Below are 15,439 nucleotides of genomic sequence, written 5' to 3'. Positions count from 1 at the left end.
CGTTCAGAGCCAGGCTGGCCGCATGGGTGGTCGGTCTGAGCCTCGCGGCGATCACCGCGATATCGGTGCTCGTGGTGACCATGGCAGAACCCGGCGACAGAGGCAGCGTCTCACAGCTCGTGTTCTCGTCGGTGCTACCGCTGTTCGGGACCTGGGTGGGCACGGTCTCGGCGTTCTACTTGGCCCGCCGAGCCCGTGCTGGGATGGGTCACCAACAACCTTCTGGCGGTCGTCGCGTAGCGCGACTCCTGGGGCGGCGGCCACAGCACGCCGCGGTCCGATCGCGGCAGCTGCTGATCACGTGGTCGGGCCGCTATCGCAGAACGGATTCGAACAGCGGCCAGCTGTTGTGCAGGTCCTGCTGCCAGTAGCCCCAGGAATGGGTCCCGCTCGGGCGCAGGTCGAAGGCGGCGGGGACGCCGAGCTCGTGGAAGCGGTCGCGCAGGGATCGGGTGCAGCGGTCGGAGACGGCCTCGAGAATGCCGCCGATGGCCACCTGGTCCGCCAGCTTCGCGGGATTGCCGTCGATCCCTGTGCTGTTCGGCTCGTCCAAGGGGCCCGGCTGGCCGTTTCCGGCGGCCACGTAGATCGTCGTGCCGCGCATCCGATCCGCGTGCACGTACGGGTCGTTGGCCGACCAGGCCGGATCGTCCAGCGGACCCCACATGTTCGCCACCGTGCCGCCCTCGGCGGTGACGATCGTGGCCACCATGGCCTGTCCGGCGGGGTCGCTGGTGCGAACGCAGCCGCTGTAGGAGCCGATCGCCCGATACAGACCCGGAGCGGCCATGGCCAACTGGAAGACCGAGGTGCCCGTCATCGAGACCCCGGCGATGGCATTGGCGCCGGTGCCGCCGAAGGCGGCGTCGATGAGCGGGGGGAGTTCGCGGGTGAGGAACGTGGTCCAGCGCGGACGGCCGAGGACCGGGTCGTCGCTGCGCCAGTCGGTGAAGTAGGTGCCCGCGCCGCCGACCGGCACCACCACGGTCACCTGCTTGTCGGCGAAGAACCGGTCGACGTCGGTCCGATCGGTCCACCCGTCGCCCGTGGTGCCGCCGTCGATGCCGTTGAGCAGATACAGCACCGGAGCCGGGTGGGACGGGTCCGGGCGTGGCAGCACCATGACCCGCACCGGTGCTGCCATCGCCGGGGAGAAGACGGTCAGCTCGACGGCTCGCCCGTGCGAGGGTCGCATCGCGGGTGGTTCGGCGCCCGCCGGGCTCCCTGAGCTGATCAGCGTCAGCAGTACGAACAGGATTGCGCGCCAAAGCCTTCCGCGCGACGTTCGGCACAGTCGACGTGACGCCATGCGCTCGACGCTAGGTTCCGCCGCATCGGGACGGCAATGGCCGCACGCTCGGTTTGGGAATTCCGGCAATGGTCGCCGCGCCGAATTGGTATGAAACACAGGATCGCTCGGAAATCTGGCGGATCGGCCACGCGATGTTATTGACTGCGAATTCGAGCCCGCCTATCCGGGGCCAGGAGTCGACATGCCCGAATATCTGCGAACAGGCGCGGTACTCGCCGCGGTCCTCACCGTGGCCTGCACAATGATCGGCGCCCGGCCGGTCCGTGCCGACCCGCCGCCGACCGTCGTTGCGGCAGGCGCCTCGCGAATAGTGGAAATTCGGGCGGAATCCGACCGGAATTCGGAGGTCGAGGTGTATTCGGCCGCGATGAACAACACCACGCGAATTCGTGTGCTGCGCGCGGCCGATCCGGACGCACCGGCGCCGACGTTCTATCTGCTCAACGGCGCCAACGGCGGGTCGGACGGGAATTGGCTCGATGGCACCGATCTCGTCGATTTCTTTCGCGACAAGCAGGTGAACGTCGTCGTCCCGTTCGGCGGTGCGGGCAGCTACTTCACCGACTGGCGCAGCGACGACCCGGTGTTGGGCCGGCAGCGCTGGTCCACCTTCCTGACCAAGGAGCTGCCGCCGCTCATCGACGCAGCCTTCAACGGCACCGGGGCGAACGCCATCGCGGGCATCTCGATGGCGGGCACCTCGGTGTTCCAGTTGGCGCTGGCCGCACCGGGTCTGTATCGGGCCATAGGTTCCTACAGCGGCTGTGTTCGCACGAGCGACCCCGCCGGTCAGGCGATGGTCCAGGCGGTGGTCACCCAGCAGCGCGGCAACGTCGTCAACATGTGGGGGCCGCCGACCGATCCCGCGTGGCGCGCGAACGACCCGTACCTGCACGCCGACCGGCTGCGCGGCATCTCGATCTACGTCTCCACCGGGACCGGGCAGCCCGGGCCGCTCGACAACCTCGATGGCGCGCACGGCGACTTCGCGCACCTGCTCTATCAGCTGCTGTTCGGTGCCCCGCTGGAGGCGGTGACGAACCTGTGCACGCAGCAGCTGCGGGACCGGCTGCGCCAGTTGGGTGTCGCGGCGACCTTCGATTTCCGGCCGAACGGCACCCACTCCTGGGGCTACTGGCGACAGGACCTGCGCAATTCGTGGCCGATGATCGAAGCGGCGCTTCGATGACCCGCAAAGAGGCGGCGGTGGCGCTCGGATCGTTCGGTGCGTGCCTGATCTCGGTCTTCATGCAGATGATCGATGTGACGATCGTCAACACCGCTCTCCCGGTCGTCACCGCGGAGTTGGGGGCGTCGCGGTCCGAGCAGCTGTGGGTGGTGGCCGGGTACTCGCTGGCGTTCGCCTGCGTCCTGCTCACCGCCGCACGCGTCGGCGCCATTGCCGGCCGTCGCCGGATGTTCCTGTGGTCGGCGGCGGCCTTCACGACGGCCTCGGTATGGTGCGGGCTATCCAGTTCCGCAACTGAATTGGTGCTCGCCCGGATCGTCCAGGGCGTGGCAGGGGCGGGAATGGCGGCACAGACCATCGCCATCATCACCGCGAGCTTCCGGCGCGAGCACCATCAGTACGCTTTCGCCGTGTACGGCGCGACAGCCGGTTTCGCCGGAATGCTCGGCCCGATCCTGGGCGGCGGACTGATCACCCTGGATCCGTTCGGGCTCGGCTGGCACGCGATCTTCCTGATGAATCTGCCGCTGGGCGTGGTGGCGATCGCGCTGGCCGCGGGGTACCTGCGGTTGGGCTCGGCGACGGATCGGGACCCGCTGGATCTGCGCGGGGCGGTGGTGGCCACCGCGGCGCTGTTCCTGCTGCTGTTCGCGCTGTCGGACAGCCAACAGGCGGGCTGGCGTCCGCTGCACGGGGTGTGCATCGCTGCCGCGGTGGTGTCGGGCGCGGTGTTCGTGGCGCATGAGCGCGCGACGCGCCGCCGCGGCGGCCGCGCGCTGGTGCGGCTGGACCTGTTCGCCGACCGGGGATTCGCGGTGGGATCGGCGCTGGTGACGAGCTTCTTCGGCCTGTTCACCGCGTTCGTGTTCACCGTCTCGATCCTGCTGCAGGACGTGCTGCGGTTCTCCGCGCTGCGGACCGGTGTCGCCATGACACCGTTCGCCCTCGGCGCGGGCGCGGGCGCGGTGCTGTCGCCGATACTGGTGGGCCGCTGGGGGATTCGGGCGCTTGCCGCCGGTATCGCCGTCTTCGGCGGGTGCGTCGCGGTGGGGGTGGGATACCTGTACGTGGGATCAGGCGCGGTGAACCTGCCGCTGGTGGCCGGGCCGGTGTTCCTCGCGGGCTTCGGGGTGGGGGCGTTCGGTGTGCCGCTGCAGCCGCTGATGCTGGCGGAACTGGACGATCGGGCCATGGGGGAGGCGTCGGGTTTGCTCCCCACCATCGAACAGATCGGAAATTCGGTCGGACTGGCGGTGCTCAGCGCGCTGTTCTTCCGCGCGCACACGCTGTCGGGCAGCATGATCATGCTCTCGGCCATCGCCGCCGCGGCCCTCGGCCTCGCCGCGCTCACGCTGGCACTGCCGGACCGTGCACGGGCGGCGACGAGTCCGTGGAGCTGGTCGACCGCGAGCTGACCGCGCCCGTCCCGGTCGGGCTACGGGCGTTCTGAGACAGCTTCGGTCCGGAAATCCTCGGGCTCGGGAGCGGCGCGGCGCCGCACGCCGCGCCGCAGCCAGGACGGGGCCCACCAGCAGGTGTCGCCGAGTAGCCGCATGGTCGCGGGCACCAGCAGCAGGCGCAGGACCGTCGCGTCGATGAACAGCGCCGCGACCATGCCGTAGGCGATGTACTGCATCATGACCAGATCCGACAGGGCGAAGGCCCCGGTCACCACCAACAGGATCAGGGCGGCGGCGGTGATGATCCAGCCGGTGCGCGCGATGCCGACGCGTACCGCCTCGGTGGTCGTCGCACCGGCCGCCCGCGCCTCCACGATGCGGGCGAGCAGGAATATCTCGTAGTCGGTGGACAGGCCGTAGATCACGGCGATGATCAGCACCAGCACCAGCGCCATGATCGGCTGCGGGGTGAAGTCCAGCAGACCCGCGCCGTGACCCTCGACGAAGATCCAGGTGAGAATGCCGAGCGTGGAGCCGAGCCCGAGCAGATTCAGCGCCGCGGCCTGCAACGGCAGCACCACTGAGCCGAAGGCCAGCACCATCAGCACGGTGGTGACGAGAAAGACGAGCGCGATCATCAGCGGCATCCGGCGCAGCAGCGCGTCGACGCTGTCGCGCTGCAGCGCGGGCTGCCCGCCGACCAGCACGGTCGTTCCTTTCGGCACGGGCATGGACCGCAGGTAGTCGATGGTCGCGTTCGCGTCGTGCGCGTCGCGCAACACGGTCGAGGTGGTGTAAACGCTCGGATGCCCCGGTCCCTGCAGTGCGCGCGGAAACGGCGCGATGAGTCCGGGGGCCCGGCCGGCCTGCGCGACCACCGCGTCGACGTCGGCCGTGTTATGGGTGATCAGCACCAGGTCGACCGGATTGATCTGCCGCAGCGGGAAGACCTGATCGAAGTGCTGCTGCGCCGTGCGGGCCGGATGCCGCGGCGGCAGGAAGCGCTCGGTGATGCCGCCGAAGGCCACCTCGCGCACCGGGACGATGAGCACGACCAGCACGGCCACCAGCACAACGGCCACGGCCAGCGGCCTTCTCATGACCCACCCGGCGACCCGGCCCCACGCATTGTGCTGCCCGCGATCGCTCGCCCGGCGCTTATGGAACCGGTTGAACCCCAGCCAGTCCACGCGCCGGCCGAGCACGGCCAGCATGGCGGGCAGCAATGTGATCGAGATCAGCGCCGCCAGTGCCACCGTCACCATCGCGCCGAAGGCGAAAGAGCGCAGGAAGCCCTGCGGGAACAGCAGAATGGCGGTCGCGGCGACCACCACGATGGTCGCGGAGAACACGACGGTCCGCCCGGCGGTGGCGACCGCGCGCCGTACCGCGTCGGGCACCTCGTGGCCGTCGGCCAGCTCCTCCCGGAACCGGCTCACGATGAACAGGCCGTAGTCGATGGCCAGGCCGAGACCGATCATCGAGACCACCGGCGAGACGAAGGAGTTCACCTCGGTGACCGTGGTCAGGGCGCGAATGATCCCCCACGCCCCCAGCACGGTCAGCCCGCCGACGATGAGCGGGAGCGCGGCCGCCACGACGCCGCCGAACAGGAAGAACAGCAGCACCGCCACGGCGGGAACGGCGAACAGCTCCATGCGTCGCTGGTCGTGGGCCATGGTGTCGTTGAGAGCCGCCGCGACCGGCTGCCCGCCCGCGATCTCCATATCGATGCCGGGTATCCGGAACTGGTCGGCGACCTTTCGGTAGTTGCGCATCACCTCCGTGTCGCCGTTGCCGCGAATGGCGACGGAGGCGAAGGCGTAGTCGCGGCCCTCGGAGCCGAAGATATCCGGCAGCGCGAGGCCGGTGTCGGTGGGCCAGTAGGTGGCGTTGATCTTGGTGATCTGGCCTGGAAAGCGTTGCGGCAGGCCGTTCAAGTGGCCGACGACCGTTGCGGCGAAGGTGGGATCATCGATCGTTTTGCCTGACGGGGCGTGGAACAACAAGAGCACGTCGGCGATGTGGTCGTGGCCGAAGGCCTCGTTTTTCAGCCGAGCCGCCCGCGCCGATTCGGACGTGGGATCGTGCCACCCGCTGACGCTGAGGTGATCGCCCAACCCGAGGCCGTACACACCGAGCGCGAGCAGTCCCGCGACGACGAGCCCGATGACGGTGAATCGCCGCCGGACAAGCGTATCGGTCCAGCGCGTGAACTCGGCGAACAATGCCGCCTCCTAATCGCATGACATCGTATTTCGACGAGGGTCTACGAACAGGTGAAAGATAGGCAACCCCAAGCCTTTTCACGGCCGAAGAACCCGGAATTTCGAAATGCCACAAGCCGGTTGGTCGGGGGATTGTGAACTCTCCCTGAGCGAGCGACGGCTGGTGTGGCGGCCGTTACGCTGGGGCCATTGCCAATCGCGCACACGCTAATTCGTGGATCGCCGGAGAAGAATGGCGATCAACTGGATTCGACCCGGAGGATGTGCATGTCGGATATTGCAATTGTCGGCATCGGCTGCAGATTCGCAGGCGGAATCGACTCGCCCGACACCTTTTGGGAATTCGTCCTGGACAAACGCGACGGTGTGATCGAGATACCGGCCGATCGCTGGGATTACCGCCGCTACTACGATCCGGAACCGCGCACACCGGGCCGCAGCTACACCAAGCGCGCGGCATTCATGACGAGCGACCCGTGGGAGTTCGACCCGGACTTCTTCGGCATCTCCGCCCGCGAGGCGACCGTGCTGGATCCGCAGCAGCGCCTGATGCTCGAGGTGACCTGGGAGGCGCTCGACGACGCCGGGATGGCGCGGCACGCGGCGGGCGGGTCGGTCGGCGTGTACGTCGGCGGGTTCGTGGTGGACCAGTCGGTGATCGGCGTGGTCGGCCCGGCCCTGTTCTACACCGACATGCACACCCCGGCCAGTGCGTCCTACACCATGCTGTCCAACCGGATCGCCTACACGCTCAACCTGGTCGGCCCCGCTCTCACGGTCGACACCGCGTGCTCCTCGTCGCTGGTCGCCTTTCACCTCGCGTGTCAGGCGCTCGAGAACGGCGACTGCGAGGTGGCGCTCGCGGGCGGCGTGAACGTGATGCTGCAACCGGAGACGTTCGTACTGATGTGCAAGGGCGGCTTCCTGGCCGCGGACGGCCGCTGCAAGTCCTTCGACGCCTCGGCCGACGGCTACGGGCGCGGCGAGGGCGCGGGCATGGTGGTACTGAAGAAGCTCGACGACGCCATCGGCGACGGCGACCGGATCTACGCGGTGGTCAAGGCGACCGGCTCCAATCAGGACGGCCGTACCACGGCGATCACCGTGCCCAACGCCGAATCCCAAGAAGCCCTGGCTCGTTCGGTATGCGGGCGCGCGGGGCTCGCGCCGGACACGATCACCTATGTCGAGGCGCACGGTACCGGCACGCTGGTCGGCGATCCGGTCGAGTTGCGCGCGCTCGGACGGGTTTTCGGCGCGGCCGCGGGGCGCACGCGCTCGCTGGGCGTCGGCTCGGTGAAGTCGACACTCGGTCACACCGAGGCCTCGGCCGGTATCGCGAGCGTGATCAAATCGGCGCTGGCGATCCACCATCGCACCATCCCGCCGCAGGGCTGGCTCGACAAACCCAATCCCGACATTCCCTTCGACGAGTTGGGACTGCACGTCCAGCTCGAGGCGGAAACGCTGCCCGACGACGCCGAGCCGATGACGATCGCGGTCAACGGCTTCGGCTACGGCGGCACCAACGCCCACGCCATTCTGCAGGAGTTTCGGCCGGACCACACCGAACCTCCCTCGCGCGCACGGCATTTCGGCGTCCTGCCGGTTTCGGCGCGCAGTACCGGCGCGGCACGTGCGCTGGCCGGCCGGTTCGCCGATCTGATCACCGCGGGCGCCGACCCGGACCGGCTGGCCGAGGCCGCGTGGACCCGCATGGCACACCATCAGTACCGCACGGGCATGCTGGTCGGCGACACCGCCGACCTGGTCCGGGATCTGCGCCGGTTCGCCGCCGGAGAGGGCCGCGACGCGGCGCGGACGATCGTGGCGCGGACAGCCGAACCGGTGTTCGTGTTCTCGGGCATGGGTCCGCAGTGGTGGGGGATGGCCCGTGAACTGCTCAGCGGCGATGGCGTGTTCGCCGAGACCGCCGCGTCGATCGATACGGAGTTCCGCGCGATCGCGGGCTGGTCGATCATCGAGGAGCTGCTGCGGCCCGAGGAGCAGTCACGGGTCGGCAGCACCGAGGTGGCGCAACCAGCCAACTTCCTCGTGCAGGTGGCGCTGGTGCGGGAGCTGGCCGAGTACGGCATCCGGCCCGCAGCCGTGGTGGGGCACAGCGTCGGTGAGGTGTCGGCGGCCTACGTCAGCGGCATGCTGTCGCTGCGTGACGCGGTGCTGGTGGCCTATCACCGGGCCCGGTTGCAGGCGACGACCGCCGGTTCGGGCGGCATGCTCGCGGTCGGGATGTCGCTCGAGCAGGTCCGCGAGCTCGTCGGCGACGACCGGCGGGTGGATGTCGCCGCGATCAACAGCGCGAGCTCGCTGACCTTGTCCGGTGACGTCGACCGCCTGGACGAGATCGCCGAAAAGCTCACCGAGGACGGCGTTTTCGCGCGCCGACTGCGCGTCGAGGTGCCATACCACAGCCGGTTGATGGACCCCATCCTGGACGAGCTGCGTGCGGCGCTGGCCGGGCTGAGCCCGATGGCGCCGACCGTGCCGCTGTACTCCTCGGTCACCGGCGAGCCGGTTTCCGGCCCCGACTGGGACGCCGAGTACTGGTGCGCGAACGTGCGGCAGCCGGTCCGGTTCGCCGACGCGGTCACCAAGCTGATCGGCGCGGCCAGCCGGGTCTTCCTGGAGGTCGGCCCGCACCCGGTGCTGTCGGGCAACATTCGCGAGGCTCTGCTCGGCGCGGACGTCAACGGCACGACGGTGGCGACACTGGATCGCAAGCAGCCGGATTCGGTGAGCATCCGCCGCACCCTCGTCGGCCTGTACGGCGCGGGCGTGCTCGACCTCGACGAGTTGTTCCCGGCGCATCACCCCGCCACCCCGCACGTGCCGCTGCCGCGCTATCCCTGGCAGCGGGCCCGGCTGCATTCGGCGCTGCCGCTGTTCGAGCAGGCACGGTTGGGCACCCCCGGCACCTACGCCATGCTCGGCGACCCCGACGTCGAGGGCAGGCCGGACTGGCTGCTGCAGGTCGGCACCGAACTGCTGCCATGGCTGGCCGACCATGTGGTCAACGGCGTCAAGATCATGCCGGGCGCGGCGTACCTGGATGCCGCGCTGAGCGCCACGGCCGCCCGTCTGGGCGTGGAACGCGTTGCGCTGGAACAGGTTCGGTTCGTGGCCCCGCTGATCATGGGCGCGCCGGATGTGCCGCTGGTGGCGCTGACCGTCGAGGAGGCCAGCGGCCGCTTCATGATCCGATCGCGCTCCGCGACCGGGACGGCCTGGACGGTGCACGCGTTCGGCCGCACGCTGACCGGCAGCCACAAGCCTACGAAGGTCACGGTTCCCACCCTGGACGTCGGTCTGGACGTCGACCCGCAGATGTTCTACAGCGGGCTGGCCGCGGCCGGGCTGCAGTACGGCCCGGCCTTCCGCCGCGTCACCTCCGTGCGCGTCGGTGCGGAGGCGGTCGTGGCCACCGTCGACGGCACCATCGCCGCGGACTCCGGCCACCTCGCCCACCCCACGGTCGTCGATGCCGCGATGCAGTCCGCGGCTCTGCTGTTCGCCGACGCCCGGATCGACGAGGGCACGCTGGTGCCGGTCGGTGTCGCGGCCGTGCGGCTGGTGGCGCCGCTGCCCGAGCGGATCACCGTGGTGGCGCGTCGCGATCCCCGCGCCCGGCTGCGTGCCGACGTGGATCTGCTCGACGACGAACACAACCTCGTGATGCGGTTGAGCGGCCTGCAGATCGGTGCACTCGCGCCGGGCCAGGATCCACTGCATCGGATGGTCGACTTCTACTACGCCGAAACGTTGGAACAGCGCGAACCCCTCGATCCTGCTGCGCTGCCGCAAGATTCGGTGACCACCGTAATCGTCGCGCTGGGCAGCGGCTGCCGCCGTGCGGGGCAGCTGGCCGCCGCCGTCCCGGGCTCGCGGCTCTACGTGCCCGCCGTGACGGCTCGCGAACTCGCCTCCGATCTGGCAGCGACACTGGCGGCCGCCAAGGCGGAGGGCGCCGACCGGCTGCACGTGTGCGTGGTCGCGGGGACCGTCGAAGACGATCTCGCCGACCTGTGGACCCTGGAGCGGATCGCGGTCGCCCTCGACGCGTTCGTCCACCCCGAAACCACCGAGGAGGGACCCAAGAGCGTCTTCGGCGACGGGTGGTGTCATGCCACCTTGGTGACCGAGCGGGCGTTCGCGCTGCCGGACAGTCCGATCCCGCCGAACTCGAATCATGCCGCGCTGGCCGGTGCGCGCCGGGTACTGCTCAATGAACAGTCGGCGCTGCGCTGGCGGCTGATCGACGTGGAACCCGACACCGAGATCGCCGCGCTGATCAAGGAACTGGCCGTGCCGGGCGCGTTCTGGAACGACAACCTCGACGAGGTCGTGCTGCGCGCGGGCAAGCGCTGGGCCCCGGTCGTGATCAAGCCGCTGCAGGAGCGCCTCGACGCCCTCGACACCGCCGAACCGCTGACCGACCCGGAGGCCAACTTCGCGCTGGACCTGCCCAGGACCCGGCTGCTGTCGGCGCTGGCGTGGCGGCGGTGCCCCCGGCGGGAACCGGGACCGGGCCGGGTCGAGGTGCGGATGAAGATCGTCGGCCTCAATTACAAGGATCCGCTCAAGGTCATCGGCCTGCTCGGCGAGCGAGAGCTCGCGCCCACCTATTTCGGCACGGTGCCCGGGATGGAGGGCGTCGGCGAGGTGGTGCGCGTGGGCGAGGGGATCACCGACCTCACGGTCGGCGATCTGGTCGCGGTCGCCGCCAAGGGCATGATGCGGCGCTACGTGGTCGTCGACCGGCAGCTGACGATCCCGCTGCCTGCCGACGCCGATCCCGCGTACTGCACCAGCACCATCGCCTTCGGCACGGCCGAGTACGCGCTGCTGGATCTGGCCCGGCTGGAACCGGGCGAGACGGTGCTGATCCACGGCGCCGCGGGCGGCGTCGGCACGGCCGCGATCCAGGTGGCCAAGGACCGCGGGGCGCGCATCATCGGCACCGCCAGTACGGACGAGCGCCGCGCCCACGTGCTCGCGCTCGGCGCCGATCACGCGATCGACTCGCGCTCGCTGAACTTCGTCGACGACGTACTGGAACTGACCGGCGGCAAGGGCGTCGAGGTCGTGCTCAGCAGCGCGCCGGGCGAGATCCTGCGCCAGAACTTCAACGCCGTCGCGGAATTCGGGCGCATCGTCGAGGTCGGCAAGGCCGACATCTACACCGGCGGCCTGCTCGAGCTGGCCAACTTCGACAAGAACGTGGCGTACTTCTCGATGGATCTGGACCGCCTGGTCGCCGTCGACGCGCAGCGGCTGGCCCGGCTGCTGCAGCGGGTCTACGAGAAGGTGCTCGCCGGTACCTACACACCGCTGCCCTACACGCTGTTCGAGAGCGACGAGGTGGCCAGGGCCTTCGAGGAGACCATCCGCTCGACCGGGCTCGCCCGGATCGCACTGCGCATGGATTCGCCCACGCCTGCGGTGCGGCCCTACCTCCCCGAGGTCGAGATCGACAGCGCCGCGACCTATCTCGTCACCGGTGGGTTCGGTGGCTTCGGAATGGCCATCGGGCGCTGGCTGGTGCTGCGCGGGGCGCGGCGGCTGGTACTGCTCGGCCGCGGCGGCGCGAGCACGGAGGAGGCGCGCAGGCAGCTCGAGGCGTGGCGCACCATCGGCGTCGACGTGGTCGAGGAGCATGCCGACGTGACCGACCCGCAGGCTGTCGCCGCGATCGTCGCGCGGGCCCACAGCGGCGAGCACCCGCTGCGCGGGGTGTTCCACGCGGCGGGCGCGGTGGCCGACAACCGCTTGGCGGCAATGGAATTCGAGCAATTGGCCGAGGTATACCGCCCGAAGGTGCACGGCGCCCGGCTGCTGCATCGAGCCGTGGCCGACGCCGGGATCGGGTTGGACATGTTCGTGCTGTGCTCCTCGGGCGGTTCGATGTACGGCATCTACGGTCAGTACAACTACTGTGCGGCGAACGTGGCGGTGGAGTCGCTGGCCGAGGAATGGTCCCGGGCGGGCGAGCGGGCGCTGTGCGTCGGCTGGGGCCACCTGTCCGGCGCGACGGGCGGCATGGCCTCCGACGAGACGGCCCGCAAGTACCTCGATCTGGTCGGCTTCGACCCGATCGACATGGCCGACGCCACCGCGTACCTGGAGCAGACGCTGCGCCTCGGCGTCGCTCGCGCGGCGATCATCCCGACCGACTGGGCCAAGCTGACCGGTACCTTCCCGCAGCTGACCCGCACGGGCCGCACCATCGCGCTCGCGCAGGCCTCCGCCAAGGACACCTCCGAACTGGCCCGGCTGCGGGCCGAGGTGGCCGCGATCGAGGAGAGCAAGCGCGGCGCCTTCGTCGCCCGCAAGATGGCCGAGGAACTCGCCGTCGTGATGGGTGTGCCGGTCGAGTCCATCGACATGACCGTTCCGGTGCCCGAACTCGGGCTGGATTCGCTGATGGCGGTGGAGCTCGGCGCGCGGGTCACCAAGACGCTCGGCATCGACCTGATGTCGCTGCAGATGGGCCGGTCGTTCAGCCTGGAGCAGGCCGGTCCGAAGGTGGCGGAGCTGATCCTGGCCGCGGATGTCGGTCAGTCGCAGGCAGTTCCGGACGCCGCCACGCTGATGGCCGAGCCGATGGCCTCGAACGGCGCCGCGGCGGAGCCGGTCGCGGCGCTGGTGGCGGCCGAGGCCAGGCCGTGACCGGCCACCATCGCCGAAACGAGGTGTCATCGTGGTGAGTTTCGGGCTGATCGATGAGTGGGAGCCGGGGCCTGGCCGGCTGGTCAGCTGGGTGGCGGCACCGGAGTCGGTGGCGCGCGCCCGCCGGGCGCCGGTCCACCCCGCTCCGCCGTCACATCAGCAGGAGCAGTATCTCCGGCTCGCCGATCGGCATGCCGGGGCGGATTTCCGGTACTCGGGCCTGTGCCTGGTGACCGCGGAGATCCCGACCGGCAGTCTCGACCTGGCGGCGATGACGCGAGCGGTCAACGCGTTCCTGTTGCGCCACGACACCTTTCGGACCTGGTTCCGGGTCGACCCGACCGGCGAGATCGAGCGTCATCTCGTGCCCGCGGAGGACGTCGAATTCGTGCCGATCGATTACGGCCTCGTCGACGAGGCCCGTGCCATCCGCGATCATGTCCAGAAGACGACGCCGGGGCCGTTCGACTGGGACTGTTTCACCTTCGGTGCCATCGCCCGCGAGGATTCGACCACGGTCTACCTGGCGGTCGATCATCTGCACACCGACGGATTCGGCCAGTACCTGTCCGGATTCGACCTCGCGCTGCTGTATCTGCGCGAGGTGTGGGAAGACGTCGGCATGCTGACCCCCGCCGCCAGCTACCTCGACTACTGCACCGCCGAGCGTGCGTACACCGGCCGGATGACGCTCGCCTCGCCCGGCGTACGGAAGTGGCTGGAGCTCATCCGCGGAAACGACGGCGAACTGCCCTCCTTCCCTCTGGACCTGGGTAGGCGCACCGATATGTACAACCGCAGCGCTCATCGCACCCTCACCCTGTTCGACGAGCGCACCGCGCTGCGGTTCGAGCGGGTCTGCCGCGACAACGGGGCGGAATTCGTCGGCGGCATCTTCGCCGCGGCGGCGCTGACCGAACGCGAACTCATCGGTAACGACTACTACTTCGGCATGACGCCCGTCAGCACCCGCGGCACCGCCGCGGAACGCGCGTCGGTCGGGTGGTACGCGACGCTGCTGCCGGTGGCCTTCCCGATCGGCGCCACCACCACCTTCGCCAGAGCCGCGGCCATCGCGCAGCGCGCCTACGAGAACGGCCTGCGCCTGGCTCCGACCTCGTTCCAGCGCGTGGTGGAACTGCTGCCCGCCGACTCCGATCTCGCCCTGGAACCGGGCTGGTCCACGCCGATGATCTCCTACGTGGACACCCGGGAGCTGCTCGGCAACGAGTTCTTCGACCTGGGGTCGTGCGGGCTGTACGCCAATCGCGCCGCGTCCGAACAGGTGCTGATCTGGATCAACCGGTTCGCGTCGGAAACCACGCTGAGCGTCATCTACCCGGACACGCCGGTGGCGCACGGCTCCGTCGAACGCTACGTGACCACGCTGAAAGCGGTGTTCGCGGCGGCGGCCGAGGGCACACGCTGAGGAGGACATGTGCACACTGCGTTTCGCGACCCGGGAATCCCCGACGGGGAGAAGTCCGTCTACACCGTCACCATCGCCGATCGGCCGCCGAAGCTGGACCTGATCAGCGTGGTCGCCCACGACGGCGACGGCTACCGCTCGATCCTCGAGGCCGGTCTGGGACACGGGAATTTCGCGATGACCATCGAGCAGCGGTTCCAGCGCTGCGGAGATCGGCTGCGCGCCGAGCACTACCGCGCCGAAACCCGCTCCGGCGCAGCGGTGGTCACGCGCGAGGAGGCCAACTTCCTCGGCACCGCGCACCTTCGGTTCGGTGGCGGGATCGCGCCCTTTCCGGCCAACGTGATGCCGCTCGCCGGTGGCCTGACGCTGCTGCGCGGCCTGGACTTCGCCGAGGGCGCCGAGGAGTGCGTGGATCTGTGGCTGGCCTTCTCGGTGCACATCCCGCTCGGTGCGAAAGTGGAACAGCGCACCGTTGTCGAGGTCCCTGCCGGGCACATCACCAGCTGGCAGGTTCGGCTGCGGCCGCGGTTCTCCGGGCTGAACATGATGCTGGAGAAGGTGATCGGCGGGTTCCTCCCGCCCTCGGTGGCGCACTTCGACGCGGCCTCGCCGCACCGGCTGGTCCGGCTCAGCTTCCCGACCGGGCCGATGCCGTGGGATCCACGCGGCCTGCTGGAACTGGTCGCCTAGGTCCGCCCGCGCAGACCCGCTTTCGAAGGTCCGGCTCCTCCGTTCCGCGGACGCCGGTCGTCACTTCGCCGTTCCCTCGGTGTCCAGGCTTGCGGCGGTGAGGTTCTGGGCGGCGAAACGCGCGATGCTGCATGCCTGGCGCGCGTGGGCTTCCGGGTGCGCGGTGCGCTGCTCGAGCACGGCGCGGATCCGATCCAACGATGCGGCGGCATCGCTGGTCGCGCGGCGAAGCACGGTGTGCTGGTGGTCGAGCTCGCGGTAGGCGAGGTCGATGTCGCAGTAGCGGCGTCGTAGGTCGGCTATGTGATTGAGCAGGTCTGCTACTTCGCGAGTGGTCAGGGTGAGGGTCGGGTGTTCCTCTCCGGAGAGGATCGCCTCGCCCGCGACCTCGGCGCAGCGAGCGTGCAGTACATCGAGAATGTCGGCCACACAGATCACCTCCCACACTGCGGCGGAGCGTTTCACGGCTTCTCGGTGCCTCCAGCCGATCGGACATGGCGC

8 protein-coding genes are annotated in these 15,439 nt (G+C 69.5%); 5 read left to right on the top strand and 3 right to left on the bottom strand.

All coding sequences use genetic code 11. The features are described 5' to 3' along the window. Positions 1–313: 313 nt before the first annotated feature. A complete protein-coding gene (locus ON34_RS29805; RefSeq protein WP_051023325.1) occupies positions 314–1,309 on the bottom strand; it encodes an alpha/beta hydrolase in 996 nt (331 codons plus the stop codon). Positions 1,310–1,493: 184 nt separating this feature from the next. Here ON34_RS29805 and ON34_RS29800 point away from each other — a divergent pair, with 184 nt between their 5' ends. Both ON34_RS29800 and ON34_RS29795 read left to right on the top strand, forming a co-directional pair. Further along, positions 1,494–2,501 (top strand): alpha/beta hydrolase, encoded by a 1,008-nt coding sequence (locus ON34_RS29800; RefSeq protein ID WP_040785880.1) that lies wholly within the window; start codon positions 1,494–1,496, stop codon positions 2,499–2,501. After that, on the top strand, positions 2,498–3,916 hold the full coding sequence (locus tag ON34_RS29795; RefSeq protein WP_051023324.1) for an MFS transporter: 1,419 nt from the start codon (positions 2,498–2,500) through the stop codon (positions 3,914–3,916). The genes ON34_RS29800 and ON34_RS29795 overlap by 4 nt, the downstream gene beginning before the upstream one ends. Before the next feature lie 20 nt (positions 3,917–3,936). Here ON34_RS29795 and ON34_RS29790 read toward each other — a convergent pair whose 3' ends face one another. Then, the gene (locus tag ON34_RS29790; protein ID WP_051023323.1) at positions 3,937–6,129 is read right to left on the bottom strand and encodes an MMPL family transporter; all 2,193 of its coding nucleotides are present in this window, start codon (positions 6,127–6,129) and stop codon (positions 3,937–3,939) included. A gap of 267 nt (positions 6,130–6,396) precedes the next feature. On the opposite strand from ON34_RS29790, the gene ON34_RS29785 reads away from it, so the two are divergent. The 3 genes from ON34_RS29785 to ON34_RS29775 are packed head-to-tail and all read left to right on the top strand — an operon-like array spanning position 6,397 to position 14,938. Further along, a complete protein-coding gene (locus ON34_RS29785) occupies positions 6,397–12,816 on the top strand; it encodes a type I polyketide synthase (protein WP_040785878.1) in 6,420 nt (2,139 codons plus the stop codon). A 31-nt stretch (positions 12,817–12,847) separates the two neighbouring features. Then, positions 12,848–14,245: a condensation domain-containing protein gene (locus ON34_RS29780; protein WP_040785877.1), complete on the top strand. Its 1,398-nt coding sequence runs from the start codon at positions 12,848–12,850 to the stop codon at positions 14,243–14,245. Between the two features lie 9 nt (positions 14,246–14,254). After that, positions 14,255–14,938 carry a hypothetical protein gene (locus ON34_RS29775; protein WP_040785876.1) on the top strand — a complete coding sequence of 228 codons (684 nt, stop codon included), beginning with the start codon at positions 14,255–14,257 and terminating at the stop codon, positions 14,936–14,938. Between the two features lie 60 nt (positions 14,939–14,998). Here ON34_RS29775 and ON34_RS29770 read toward each other — a convergent pair whose 3' ends face one another. Then, positions 14,999–15,367, bottom strand: a complete 369-nt coding sequence (locus ON34_RS29770; protein WP_157172488.1) for a hypothetical protein — start codon at positions 15,365–15,367, stop codon at positions 14,999–15,001. Positions 15,368–15,439: the final 72 nt, after the last annotated feature.

The organism is Nocardia pneumoniae NBRC 100136, from assembly GCF_000308755.1.
Classification (GTDB): Bacteria; Actinomycetota; Actinomycetes; order Mycobacteriales; family Mycobacteriaceae; genus Nocardia; species Nocardia pneumoniae.
This window is presented reverse-complemented; position numbering and strand designations above follow the sequence as displayed.

Excerpts from the sequence above, each read along its gene's own strand:
- ON34_RS29795 (WP_051023324.1), top strand. The coding sequence starts at position 2,498 with ATGACCCGCAAAGAGGCGGCGGTGGCGCTCGGATCGTTCGGTGCGTGC.
- ON34_RS29785 (WP_040785878.1), top strand. The coding sequence starts at position 6,397 with ATGTCGGATATTGCAATTGTCGGCATCGGCTGCAGATTCGCAGGCGGA.
- ON34_RS29805 (WP_051023325.1), bottom strand. The coding sequence starts at position 1,309 with ATGGCGTCACGTCGACTGTGCCGAACGTCGCGCGGAAGGCTTTGGCGC.
- ON34_RS29800 (WP_040785880.1), top strand. The coding sequence starts at position 1,494 with ATGCCCGAATATCTGCGAACAGGCGCGGTACTCGCCGCGGTCCTCACC.